Source organism: Mycobacterium sp. NGS51, assembly GCF_059812525.1.
In genome coordinates this window covers 12,409-24,583 of the sequence record NZ_JCALCV010000009.1, presented here as the reverse complement: position 1 = coordinate 24,583, position 12,175 = coordinate 12,409, and the positions used below count along the sequence as shown (strand labels likewise).

The 12,175-nt window shown below is 66.1% G+C and carries 9 protein-coding genes and 1 pseudogene; 3 read left to right on the top strand and 7 right to left on the bottom strand.

Annotated features, from left to right (window positions below; genetic code table 11):
* The first annotated feature begins 547 nt into the window (after positions 1–547).
* The gene (locus AC5Y5W_RS12835; protein WP_500022335.1) at positions 548–1,696 is read left to right on the top strand and encodes a MinD/ParA family ATP-binding protein; all 1,149 of its coding nucleotides are present in this window, start codon (positions 548–550) and stop codon (positions 1,694–1,696) included.
* On the opposite strand, the gene sigI is transcribed toward AC5Y5W_RS12835, so the two are convergent.
* Entirely contained in the window at positions 1,693–2,565 is an 873-nt protein-coding gene (sigI, locus tag AC5Y5W_RS12830; protein ID WP_500022334.1) for an RNA polymerase sigma factor SigI, read from the bottom strand. The genes AC5Y5W_RS12835 and sigI overlap by 4 nt on opposite strands.
* Positions 2,566–2,679: 114 nt before the next feature.
* On the opposite strand from sigI, the gene AC5Y5W_RS12825 reads away from it, so the two are divergent.
* Both AC5Y5W_RS12825 and AC5Y5W_RS12820 read left to right on the top strand, forming a co-directional pair.
* Positions 2,680–3,516, top strand: a complete 837-nt coding sequence (locus AC5Y5W_RS12825) for an NmrA family NAD(P)-binding protein (protein ID WP_500022333.1) — start codon at positions 2,680–2,682, stop codon at positions 3,514–3,516.
* Positions 3,517–3,531: 15 nt separating this feature from the next.
* Complete coding sequence (locus tag AC5Y5W_RS12820) at positions 3,532–3,966, top strand: nitroreductase family deazaflavin-dependent oxidoreductase (protein ID WP_500022332.1); 435 nt, start codon at positions 3,532–3,534, stop codon at positions 3,964–3,966.
* Positions 3,967–3,998: 32 nt separating this feature from the next.
* Here the strand turns inward: AC5Y5W_RS12820 and eccA are convergent, their stop codons facing one another.
* From eccA to AC5Y5W_RS12790, 6 genes and pseudogenes are all read right to left on the bottom strand, one after another.
* Positions 3,999–5,849: a type VII secretion AAA-ATPase EccA gene (gene eccA / locus AC5Y5W_RS12815; RefSeq protein ID WP_500022331.1), complete on the bottom strand. Its 1,851-nt coding sequence runs from the start codon at positions 5,847–5,849 to the stop codon at positions 3,999–4,001.
* 3 nt (positions 5,850–5,852) lie between these two features.
* Complete coding sequence (gene eccE, locus AC5Y5W_RS12810; RefSeq protein WP_500022330.1) at positions 5,853–7,385, bottom strand: type VII secretion protein EccE; 1,533 nt, start codon at positions 7,383–7,385, stop codon at positions 5,853–5,855.
* Positions 7,382–8,887, bottom strand: coding sequence for a S8 family serine peptidase (locus AC5Y5W_RS12805; protein ID WP_500022329.1), 1,506 nt, complete (start codon positions 8,885–8,887; stop codon positions 7,382–7,384). The genes eccE and AC5Y5W_RS12805 overlap by 4 nt, the downstream gene beginning before the upstream one ends.
* On the bottom strand, positions 8,884–10,359 hold the full coding sequence (gene eccD / locus AC5Y5W_RS12800; RefSeq protein ID WP_500022328.1) for a type VII secretion integral membrane protein EccD: 1,476 nt from the start codon (positions 10,357–10,359) through the stop codon (positions 8,884–8,886). The genes AC5Y5W_RS12805 and eccD overlap by 4 nt, the downstream gene beginning before the upstream one ends.
* Positions 10,359–11,300 (bottom strand): annotated as a pseudogene (locus tag AC5Y5W_RS12795) (MinD/ParA family ATP-binding protein); the annotation flags it as partial. The pseudogene AC5Y5W_RS12795 and the gene eccD, both read right to left, overlap by 1 nt.
* A gap of 19 nt (positions 11,301–11,319) precedes the next feature.
* Complete coding sequence (locus AC5Y5W_RS12790) at positions 11,320–12,126, bottom strand: ESX secretion-associated protein EspG (RefSeq protein ID WP_500022327.1); 807 nt, start codon at positions 12,124–12,126, stop codon at positions 11,320–11,322.
* Positions 12,127–12,175 lie beyond the last annotated feature (49 nt).

Sequence of the window (12,175 nt, the reverse complement as noted above, 5' to 3'; positions counted from 1 at the left end):
GCAGGGGAATGCGTCCGTGCAGCGCTGAACGGTGGCCCTGTACCCAGTTCTCGACAAGTCGTAAAACGATATGACAAAAACCGCCTGACATGCCAACTTGATCAATAGTAACCCGTCGGTCGGCGGCGCCGAGCTGGCGAAACGGTCGACAGTACGCGAATTTGCCGGTTCTGGTTGCGCGCCTGGGTGTTTGCCTGCTGTGACGTTGCGTTCAGCGACTCGCAGCCGCGAATCGCGGTCGGCCGAATCCAGGCCCGCTGATTTGCTGTGAGGACCACCTGACGGCATTTTCGGAGCACCTCATTGGTGGTGGGCTGACCATGATGCAGTGATGGAACTCACCATAAGCCGTGGCAGCGGGCACCGATGTGGCATTCGCAGGGCCTGGTGTGGAATAACCGGCGATGACGGCGTGGCGCGCAGCAAGTTTGCGCAATAACTTTGCACGAGATTGCGGATCGCCACCGTGCTGCTCCGGCGCCTCGATAACCGATACTGGACTGGCGGCAGCCTGTAAACCCACGGTCGGATGCCAGCTGAGGAGCCTATGAACGAACGCGACGACTTCCTGCGGGACCGATTTCGGCCTGCGCAGCCCGGCGCACCCTCGCCGCCTCCACCGCATCCGCAATCGGCGAATCCGCGGCCGATGCCGCCCCATCCGTTCCAGCCGTTCCCACCGGCAACACCGTCGCGCCGCGGAACACCCCCGGGGCCGCCGCGGTCCGCCGGTGTACCCCCCGCTGAGCGTTGGCCCGACTTCGGGGTGGGGCCGGCGCCGGTCACGCCGCCACGTCGTCGGGCGCCGGGCCGTGGTTGGCGGCGCATGCTCTGGACGGCCACGTTCGGTCTGGTCAATCTGGGCCCGTCGGCGGCAGAACGACAGGAAGCGGAATTCGAGGCGGTCATCAAATCGGTCCTGCGCGGCAATTACAAGGTCGGCGTGCTCGGTAAGGGCGGCGTCGGAAAAACCACCGTCGCGGCCAGCGTCGGATCGGTCTTTGCTGAGTTGCGGCGCCAGGACCGCGTGGTGGCGATCGACGCCGACACCGCCTTCGGACGTCTCGGCAGCCGGATCGATCCGCGGACCAGTGGTTCCTATTGGGAACTGACGGCCGACAAAAATCTGCAGTCGTTCGCCGATGTCAGCTCTCGCGTCGGGAGCAACTCCGCCGGTCTGTACGTGCTGGCCGGAGAACCGCCGGCAGGCCCGCGGCGCGTGCTCGATCCGGCGATCTACCGGGAAGCCACCTTGCGGCTGGACCGTCATTTTACGATCGCGATCATCGACTGCGGGTCGACGATGGACGCGCCGGTGACCCAGGAGGCCCTCAGCGACCTCGACGCTCTGATCGTGGTGTCCTCGCCCTGGGCCGACGGAGCCTCGGCCGCCGCGCAGACCATGGAGTGGCTGTCTGCGCACGGCCGGACCGATCTGCTGCGGCGAAGCATCGTGGTACTCAACGATTCCGACGGCCACGCCGACAAACGGACACGCTCGGTGTTGGCGCGCCAATTCCTCGACCGCGGCCAGATGGTGGTCGAGGTGCCCTTCGATCCCCACCTGCGACCCGGCGGCGTGATCGACGTCACCAGCGAGATGGCTCCGGCGGCGCGGCGACGGTTTCTGCAGATCGCCGCGACGATCGCCCGGTTCTTCGCATCGGAGCCGCCCGGCGGGCGAGAACCGGGCTAGCGGTTCTCAGCGCGCGCCGACGGGTCGGCGGTTGCTTCGATCTTGGTGATGAGTTGGCCACCGATGGTCAACACGATGACGGCGAAGAGCCGGCGCTGCGCGTAGGCCAGCAGCACCGGTTGCCCGGCGGGCCCGCTGACCAACGTCACGCCCGGGCCTAAGTAGCGCAGCAGGTTGGTGGCGACGTCGCGTGGGCCATGGTTGACCTGCGGCGGCAAAGCATGCTCGGCGAGCACCGTGCCAACACCCCACACGGTCGGATCCAGTACTGCCGCCAGCGCCTGCAGATCGCCGTTGGCGCAGGCGGTGATGAACTTCTCGGTGACCAGTTGGTGCTCGGCCGGGGAGATCTCACTGAGCTTGGGGCGTCCGACAGTGAACTTCGCTCGCGCGCGCCGCGCCAGCTGGCGGCAGGTGCCGACCGGGCGTCCCACCGTCTCGGCGATGGTGTCGAACGGCAGCCCGAACACGTCGTGCAGCACAAACGACACCCGCTCACCGGGACTCAGCCGGCGTAGGACTTCTAGTAGCGCGGTACGGACCTCGTCGTCGAGGGTGACCCGGTCCGCCGGATCAATCCGACGGGATTGATTGAGCGCCAACGCCTCTGCGCCGAGCTCTTCCGGATGCTCACGACGGGCCCGCGCCGAACGTACCTGGTCGAGGCACAGCCGGCCGGCGACCACGGTGAGCCAGCCTCGGACGTCGTCGAGCTCACTGACCTCAGTTCGGGATAACCGCAGAAATGCTTCTTGCGCAACGTCTTCGGCGTCACCGATATCCCCGAGCATCTGATAGGCGAGATTGACCAGGTAAGCGCGGTGACGTCGCCAAGCCTCGGCGATCTGCTCAGACTGCGGTTCGGTCATATGTCGACGACGATCTACTGCCGGAAAAAGTTACATGTTCTGGCCGTAACTTTCCCATGCTGCGCGCCGTCCTTGGTGAAAAGCACAGTCTTCACCGTCAGGAAGGAGCCCATCATGACGATCGTGGTCACCGGAGCCACCGGTAACGTCGGCCGTCCCCTTGTTACGGAACTGGCCGCCGAGGGTGCGCAGGTGCGGGCGGTCACCCGTTCTTCTGACACCGCGGGATTTCCCGCCGGTGTCGAGGTGGTCGGCTCGGCCATCGATGCGCTGGCCGGCGCCTCGGCGGTGTTTCTCAACTCGCGTGCGTTGGGTGATCAGCTTGCCGAAGTGGTAGCACTGGCCGCGCGCAGCGGGGTTGCCAAACTCGTCGCGCTGTCGTCGCTCAACGCCGATGACGACTTCTCGCGGCAACCGTCGCGTTGTCGCGGCGACCGCAACGCCGAAGTCGAGCAGTTCGCCGTCGAATCCGGCTTGGGCTGGGTGAGCTTACGGCCATCGGTGTTCGCCTCGAACTTCATCGGGATGTGGGCGGCACAGATCCGGGCCGGCGATGTCGTCGGGGGTCCTTGCGCGGCGGCGTCGACTGCGCCGATCGCCGACAGCGACATCGCCGCAGTCGCAGTCCGGGCGCTGCTCAGCGATGAACTCGACGGGCGCAAGATTGCCCTGACCGGGCCGCAAGCACTCACCGATACCGAGTTGGTGCGCATCATCGGCGCGGTGTTGGGCCGTGAGCTGAGGTATCTGGAAGTGCTGCCGGAGGTAGTGCGGCAGCGCTTCGTTGCCATCGGTCTGGGCGCTCAATTCGCCGATGCCTATATGGCGATGCTCGCCGAGACGCTGGACAAACCGGCGCTGGTCACCCACGAGGTGGAGAAGATCGTGGGCCGGCCGGCCGTCACGTTTGCCCAGTGGGCCGCCCAGCACCGCGATGCGTTCACCAATTAGCCAAGGAGGCAAGACATGTCTGATCCGCGTCCGCCGCGCTACCTCAAGCCGATGAACAAGGTGATGATGGCCGTGCAGAAGCTCGGCATACCGACCGGGCCGGCCATGGTCTTGACGGTGCCGGGCCGCAAGTCCGGTCAACCGCGCAGCACCCCGATGACACCGTTCGAATTTCATGGTGGTCTCTACGTCGTAGCCGGTTACCCCGGTGCGGATTGGGCCGCCAATGCCCGCGCGGCGGGCGCCGGCACGCTGCGCCGCGGACGCAAGTCACGTGCGGTTAGGATCGTCGAATTGACCGCCGAACAGGCGCGTCCGGTGCTGCGGGCGTTCCCAGTCGAGGTGCCCGTCGGCGTGGCATTCGCGAAGCGCTCCGGAATGGTGCGAGACGGCACGCCTGACGAATTCGAAGCTCTGGCCGGCCGGATCGCGGTGTTTCGATTCGTGTAGTGCGTTGAGCAGTACAGCTGCACGGCCGATGTTCAGAGCTCGACGGGCACGTGCTTTTCGGCGCATGCGTCGATTACCGCTCTGGTCACGTCCTGGGTACGTAACGTCTCGAGGTCGTCGACAGTCACCGATCCCCTGGCAGCACGGTGCTGGGCGGCCACTCGCGAATCTCGCAGTCGCTCAGCGCGTTCGATCACATTGCGGGCAAAGCGACCGTTCTGCATGACGTCGATGCCGTGGTTGCCATCCGGTGCCAGATAGGCCCGCAGGGTTGTGCACCCGCCGGTCAATGCGTCGCGCGCAGCAGGATCCATGACGGTGGCCCGCGGCTGCCCGTAACGCACCGCGATCTCGACCAGCTCTTCGGCTGTATACGAGGCGAAGCGCAGCTTGCGATTGAACCGACCGGCTAAACCCGGGTTGACGGTGAGGAATTCGTCGACTTCTTTCTCGTAGCCGGCCCCGATGAAGCAGAAGTCGAACCTGTGCACCTCCAGCGCAACCAGCAACTGATTGACCGCTTCCATCCCGATCATGTCCGGCCGGCCGTCGTGGTGGCGTTCCACCAGCGAATAGAACTCGTCCATGAACAGGATGCGGCCCAGCGAGCGGTTGATGAGCTCGTTGGTCTTAGGCCCTGACGCTCCGATGTATTCGCCGCAGAAGTCCGCCCGTTTGACTTCGACGATTTCGGGGTGCCGCACAATGCCCAGGCCTGCATAGATCTTTCCCAGCGCCGCTGCGGTTGTGGTCTTGCCGGTGCCGGGCGGTCCGACCAACAAGACGTGGTTGGTCTGGCTGGTCACCGGCAGCCCGGCGGCCAGCCTTAGTGCGCGGACCTCGATCTGGTCCTCGAGCTCGGCGACCACACGCTTCACTTCGGCCAGACCGACCTGGTTGTTGAGCAGCGCACGACCTTCGGCCAGCAGTTCCCGGCGCCGCTCTTTGCTTTCTTCGTCCCGACGCTGCTGGCCGGACCGCGCAGTGGTGACGTCCCATTTGTCGGTGCGGGTATCGATGGTCTTCTCGTCGGTGATCGCCAGCTGCAGGTCCGGGTCGGCCAACGCCTGTTTCGCTGCCGCGGTCAGCGCACCATTGATGGTCGCTCTGGACAACCAGATCTGTGCGTTGTCCTGCTCACCGAGCAAGCGGTGTGCCATTCCGCGTACATAGGCCAGATCGGCGGCGATCAGCGGAAATTCGCCGGGGTCGATCGTGGCGACCGGGCTGTCACTCTGGGCGCGGCGGTGCTCGGTCAGCTCGGTGGGCCCGGCGCCCAGCTCCACTCGGTCAGTCCAGCCCAAAGAAACCAGTGCCTGCCCGAGATGGGCCGCCGCGTAGGCGGCCAGCGTAGCGGTCGCCGCGCTGACCGCCGGCATAATGATGGCCTGCGGCGGCAGGGTGGTGGCGGCGACCGAGATCAGGTCGGGCCAGCGCTGGGTGACGAACATCAGGTAGGCGCGGATGTAGTGCTGCCATTGGTGATTCTCCCAGCTGTCCAGCAGAGTCGAATCATCGAGCAGCGCAGCGGCTTTCTGGTATGCGCCGTCGTCGATGAGTGCGCTGGCCAGTGCCAGACCGGCATGTGACGACTCGGTCACCGCGATGGACAGGTACGGCCCCGCTTTGATGGGCGCAGACAACTGCACGCCGAGCCGGTTGGTTTCCCGGCGCAGTCGGCCGCCGCAGGCATACAGCTTCCGCAGCGTCGACAACGCCTTGTCGCCGGTGGCGATCCGGCCCAGCCAGGCGTCGGCCATCGACGGGTCGATCTCCGTTGCCTCCCGGAACCGCGCCTGCGCGGCGACGAGGTCTGAGTCGAATACCACCATCGCCTGATCGAACCGCTTACGCGCGGCGACGATCGACGTGCTGCCGGCCATCAGCTAGTCCACCGGTGCGAGTCCGGCCGCGGTCAGCCTGGCGGGACAGGAAGCCACATAGCGATTCTCCGCGCGAAACAACTCGACCTCGATGGTGTGCACGCGCCCGGCGGCATGTACTTCCGCGGTCGCCGGACCGGTCTGGATGATCAGAACGTCGGCGGATCCCCGGTAAGGCTCACCTGGTTCGCCGACGGAGACCAGTGTGTTCGGCCGCGGCGCCGGCGCAATGGTGTCGTCCACGACGCTGACCGTGGTGCCTGCGGCGGGTCTTGGCTGGTCGATCACCGCAATGTTGGGCATGCGAACACTGGCCCAGCGCTGCGTGTTCCGACTGTGGACCGTAATGCGTTCGCCGGCCCCGGCCATCCGAACAACAATTCGTTTCGCCACATCGTCGTCTGCGGCGATATGCACGCGGCTGAATTCGCCGGGGTCGTCGAGGGGGAGCGCGAACCGGTTGCCGGCCCCGTCCTTGCCGAGGAGCACACCGGACGGTCCGATCGGCACAACGAGCCGACCGGCCAGTGCGCCACGGCGCATACCGCCGACCGGCGGCGTCGGACCGCAGAGATTGGCGGCGACGGCTGGCAGCTGTGCGCCCGGCAACGTCTGCAACAACACGCTCGGTGGGGCGGACGGCGGCTGCGCATCGCAGACTGTGGTGGCGGCAGTGGCAGTGCCATCGTTGAACAGCGTGACGTTCTGGATGATTGCGTCAGAGCGCACCGTCCAACCTTTCGCCAAGTTGTCGGCGGTGATGTCGCGCGGCAGATACCAGTAGGTCGTCAGCGAACCGATGTCGCTTCGCACCGAGTTCCAGCGCTGTTCATGAGCGTCCAGCGCCGATCGGCCCAGCCGTCGCTCCAGCTCGAGGATGTCGGTGACTGTGGCCACCCTGGTGCGAATCCCCTGCTGGCGCAGAGAACTACCGATCCGCTGCGCGGCCGCCAGCGTCGCGGTGCCGATCGAGGTCCGCCATTGCAATCCCTGGGCGTTATCCCGACCCGCGACCCGCACGATGACCCATGTTTCTCGCCGCCCGGCGTAGGGCACGGCGCCGATCAGAGTGTCGTAGAGCCGCGAATAGTCGCCGGTGCTGCGTCGTCTGGCACCCGAACTGATCACACTCAACGAATCGATCGTCAGGCCCAGGCTTTGCCGCATCAACGGATGCAGGGCCATGACGTTCAGCACATTCGCGGTATGCGTCGACGCCGAGCCGGTGAACAATGTCGGCGTGTGCGCGGCACCGAGCAGTTGGAGCGCGGCCACCGCAACACCGCCCTGGTAGCGAACGCCGCCTCCGGCCCCGTCGTTGACCACCGTCACGGGCTCGTTCCAGGCCAGGGGCCGGCCACGTCGCATCCATAACGCCAGCCATGACCACAACGTCCGGCGTCGCCACGGGATCACGGCCGCAACGACTCCGAACGTCAACCCTGTTGCGGCGCCGATATATCCGTCGAAAGACCAGCCAAGGAGGCCGGTGAGCAGAACGCCGGTGATGATTGCCTGCCTGCTGGTCGCGTTCATCGCGCCCGCCGGGCTCGCCCGACGATTGATGCGACCGCTACCGCGGCGACGACGATCCCCGCGAATACCAATGCCATGGTGCGCGCCCGGTAATCCGGTGCTGCCGGCGGTGCAGCCGGTATCACCACCCGGCTCTGCGTGGCAGGTGAAACACGTTCTCCCGGAGGAACGTCGAAGGTCAGGGCTGCGACGGGATCCACCACGCCGTGACCCACCTGATTGTCGACCCCATGCGGCGGATTGTGTGCTGTTTGTAGGATGCGGTTGATGACCTGGTGGGCGGAGAGCTCCGGATACTTTGCCCGCACCAGAGCGGCGACGCCGCTGGCGTAAGCGGCCGAGAAACTCGTTCCCCAGAACGGCATGGTCTGCTCTCCCGCGCGGATCGGTGGATAAGCGTTGACCGCAGCGCCGGTTTGCGGTGAGAGCCCCATGATCCCCACACCCGGTGCCGCCGCGCCCACCCACGGCCCGGCAAGGCTTTTGCCGATGGGGACACCGGTGTTGTCGACTGCACCCACCGAGAGGACGTAGTCGGCGAAGCAGGACGGCGACGACACCGTCTTGACTTGATGCCAGTCACGCGGATCGGAAGGATCCAGCGGATCAAAGAACGGGTTCTGGGCGCAGGAATCCTCCCCCTCGTTGCCCGCGGCGGCGACGATGACCGCGTCTTTCACGGTGGCGGCATACCAAACCGCGGCTCCGACGGCGCTCTGGTCCAGCGGGTCGGCCGCCGACACGCACGACGTCACGCTGATGTTGATCACCTTGGCGCCCATGTCGGCCGCGTGGACGATCGCCTTCGCCAGGGTGGCGACGGTGCCGGCCTTCTTGTGCGCCTCGGCGTCGCCCGGTAGCGGGTTGATCGGCTCATAGGCCCGCGATGACTGGCGGATGGAGATGACCACCGCGTGCGGGGCAACCCCGACCACGCCGTCGGCTGCGTCTGGCGGCGGGTTCGGCGCCTGCTCCGGGTCATCCGGTTGATCAGATATCGGCGGCGCCCCAGCGCTGACGGGCGGCAAGCCTGCCGGCGCCGGAAATGCCGGGGCGGCCGGCATCGGGGCGGGCATCGGAATCCCCTGAGGTGCAGCAGCAATTACCGACGCGACGATGGTTCCGTGTGCGTCGCAGTCGGTCAATCCGTCGCCGGCCATGATGTAGTCACCGCCGGCGGTGACGGGCAATCGGGCGGTCGGATTGATCCCGGTGTCGATCACCGCCACCGGTACCCCATTGCCAGTCGAGTACTGCCAGGCTGTGCTGACGTTGAGCATGGTGAACCCGGGCACGGTGGCCGCCACGTTCGGGTCGGCAACCGTCGTCGTCCGCGCGCAGACATTGCGCTGCCGCATCGGCTGTTCCGGCTCTGGCCTGCCATCCGCTGGCACGCGGGCGGGGTCGACGCTCGGTGGCGGAATCGCATGGGCCAGCGGCACGCTGGCCGATAGCGCTACGAAAAGTGCGATCGCGGTCGTGGAGATGCTGCCCGGCGTCATCGCATGCGTACCCAGGTGAACAACCCGCCGATCCACGCGGCCAGCGGCAAGGCTGCGGCAATCGCCGCCAATTCGAGCCATTCGGTGAGCATCCGCACCAGCGGCGTGAACTTGGTGATCGGGACCAGCAGGGCGGCCGCCAGGCCGGCGCCGCCAAACCCGGCCAGGACCAGCACGCCCCACAGCATTGGGTCGGCCGATGCGGCCGGCTGGTGCAGAACAAATTTCACCACGCCCGCACATGCCGCCGCGGCCGCCCCGCACACCAGCGCCACGGCTTGCCGTTTGTCGGTGAATGCCCTTCCGCGGCTGATGAAAATCAGCACGAACAGCCCGGCCAACGTGGCTGCAGCCGGGCTATGGGATTGTCCGGGCATCAGGGTGGCCCAAACGCCGGCGGGAAGTGCCAGCGCGGCGGCTACACAGATGCCGGTGAGCACACCGTTGGCGCGTACCGCAGCCGCGGCGATCTGCTTTCCGCGCGGCGTGGTATCCAGGTTCGCCTCATCCTCGGCATCCACCGGCGACACGGTGTCCACCGGCAGTCCGTCACGTCGACGAAACAGGTCACGGCCGGTGATCGACCCGAAGTGTGGCGGCCGGATCCGTGCGGCCCACAGGGCGGTCGTCGGGGCGGCCGTTAACACCACCAGCAATGCGATCAGGGCGCACATGCCCAGCCACTGCGCCGGAACCGGTCGCCACATCCTGGCCGCGGCCAGAGCCCCGGCCACACCACCCAACGTGACGATGGCCGCCGCCGCGGCGATACGACGTTGCGTTGCCACGCACACTGCCCAACTCAGCAGGGCCACACCGAGGACCGCGATGAACACGTGGGCGGATCCCAGCTGTCCGGGCGCGGCCCCGGCAACGCCGCCGGCCAGCATCGGCACCGCGATCCAGCTGAATCCATCCGCCAGGTCGCCCCGATGTGGCCACCGCAACCACACCGCTGCCAGCCCGGCGGCGGCCAGCACGCCGAATGCTCCGGTGACAATGCTGGGTGCCAGCGAGTCGGTGCGGGCGCGGACCCGCAGCGCCAGCGCCAACGCCGTCGCGGCGATCATCGCCACGATGGCCAGCGCAGTGTGCGCCGCGGTGTCGGCCGTGACCGGCTCGAACAACTTCTTGCCGATCCGCGCCAACCCGGTCGACAGTGACTCGTACTGGGGCTCAAAGGAATCGCCGCTTGTGGCCGGGGTCAGCACCAGGGTGGTGCCGTCTTCGACGCCGAGTTCATCGAGGGTCTTGCTGATATCGAGCCGCACGCCGTTGACCTTGTGCAGTTCATAGCCGACGCCGGCCGTAAGTCCGGTCAAGCCACGGCGTTTGAGTTCGTCGCCGACCAACTCGACAACGTCGTCGATGAAGACTTCGATGGGCACCGACGCCGGGTATATCTGCGAGATCAGGTGCTTGCCGCAGACCACTGCGACGGCGCAGCGCGCCGGAAGCGAGACGCTGGCCATCAATGCGTCCGGTCTGCTTCTGGAATGTACTTATCCGCCAGAGTGGCTGCGATTTCGTAGAGGCGCAGTCGTGTCTTCTTTTTCAGCTCATGCTGCGTGTCGATGATTCCGCCTTCCGCGAGATGCGGGTCGTAGGGCATGAATTCAACGTCGGCGCCGGATTGAGCGAATCGCTCGGTGAGGTAGCGCTGGGACTGCGGATCATATTTGTCGCGACTGTCGTTGAGCACGATCACACCGCGGGATACCAGCTCGTGATAACCCATCGACCGCAACAGGTCTATCGAACGCGACACCGGCAGCGAGGTATCCACCGTCAGCCCGGATATGAACGCGAGTGTGTCGCAGGCGTCGAAGACGGCCTTCATCACCGGGTGCTCGAGATCATCCGACGTGTCGACCACGATGACGTTGTGGGTGCGTCGCAGCCGGGACAGTACCCCGGTGAACATCGACGGGGCTAACGGCCGCGGTCGGCCGGATCCGCGGTTTCCTGCCAGCACGTCCAAGCCGACGCTGTTCTGCCCCAGGTGCTCGCGAATGTCGGCATAACCTTGGACATCCGTGTCGTTCAGGACATCGGCGTAATCGCCGGGCGGTGCTTCGTCGATTCGGCCGGCCAGTGTCCCGAAACCGGGCGCGGCGTCCACGGCGACCACATTTTCGGGCCGGCATTCGCGAAACACCGCGCCGATACAGGCCGTCATGGTGGTCTTGCCGACGCCCCCTTTGCCCGAAACCACGCCGATCACGTACTGCTTGCGGATGTGGCGCCGGATCCGTGCCTGCAACTCACGGTGATGTCGCTCGGCCGAAGATCCACCCAAATTCACAGCATGAAACGACGCACTGTAGACGAACTTTCGCCATCCAGCTGACGATGGGATTTTCCGTGGTGCGACCATGTCGGAAATGCGCAGTCTGCCCGAAACCGAATCCTGAACCTCGCAACAGTTTTCGTCACACAACTTTTCGATGGGAGTACCACCCTTCCCTCAGGGGCAGATGTTGCAGCATGCCCTTGACCGCTGATTCGATAGCGGGCGGCGTCGCCGGCCCGACGACCAGCCAGCTCTTGCCGGCAGAGGCGACATGCTCGGCCAGCAGTCGACCTTCCGGGGTGTCGATGATTGTCACGGCACGTTCGTCGACGTGCGCCCGCGTGAGCTGGGCGGTATCGGCCGCCCGGATTGCGACGATCGAGGCTTGGGCTGATCGGGTCGAGTCGCCGGCCCACTTCAGCAGCCGCTGCTGATCGGCATCGAGGTGTTGTCCGGCCAAGAACCGCCGCAGCCCACCCGGATTGGTCGCTTCGGCCCGCATGGCCGCGGTGTCGAAGGTGACCGGTCGCAGCGGCGCCGCGGGCTGGCACCCGCACACTCGCTCAATGTAAGCACTGATCAGTGTCGCGGCTGTGGCTGCATTGCTGTCGGTTCCAGCGCCGTGAATCCGGATACCGCTGGCCGAGCGTTTCATCACCACCCACCACCGGGCGTATCTGGCCAGCAGAACTCGCGCCGATTCGAGGCTGGCCGGTGGCCGGAGTTGCACGAGCAGCGCCATGTCGCGACGCGACAGCACGGTCAGCCATTCCACCACCGTGTCGTCTACTACACCCGAATCGTTGATGACGCCGTGCGCCCGCAGTTCGTCGGCAATCGGATGTGCCAGCGCCAGTTGCCTGGATTCGACGCTCGGCAGGTGCGGCCGAAGACCCAGTTCAGGTGCGATGACCTCGATGCCAGTGAGCACCTGGAGAACCCACAAACCATCTACCGTGGTGGTTAACAACTGTCCCCCAACGCAATCGGGCGGC

Bases quoted from the DNA above. Each gene is read 5' to 3' on its own strand.
- eccE (WP_500022330.1), bottom strand. From the start codon at position 7,385: ATGAACGCGACCAGCAGGCAGGCAATCATCACCGGCGTTCTGCTCACC.
- AC5Y5W_RS12835 (WP_500022335.1), top strand. From the start codon at position 548: ATGAACGAACGCGACGACTTCCTGCGGGACCGATTTCGGCCTGCGCAG.
- AC5Y5W_RS12805 (WP_500022329.1), bottom strand. From the start codon at position 8,887: ATGACGCCGGGCAGCATCTCCACGACCGCGATCGCACTTTTCGTAGCG.
- AC5Y5W_RS12820 (WP_500022332.1), top strand. From the start codon at position 3,532: ATGTCTGATCCGCGTCCGCCGCGCTACCTCAAGCCGATGAACAAGGTG.
- AC5Y5W_RS12825 (WP_500022333.1), top strand. From the start codon at position 2,680: ATGACGATCGTGGTCACCGGAGCCACCGGTAACGTCGGCCGTCCCCTT.
- eccD (WP_500022328.1), bottom strand. From the start codon at position 10,359: ATGGCCAGCGTCTCGCTTCCGGCGCGCTGCGCCGTCGCAGTGGTCTGC.
- sigI (WP_500022334.1), bottom strand. From the start codon at position 2,565: ATGACCGAACCGCAGTCTGAGCAGATCGCCGAGGCTTGGCGACGTCAC.
- eccA (WP_500022331.1), bottom strand. From the start codon at position 5,849: ATGGCCGGCAGCACGTCGATCGTCGCCGCGCGTAAGCGGTTCGATCAG.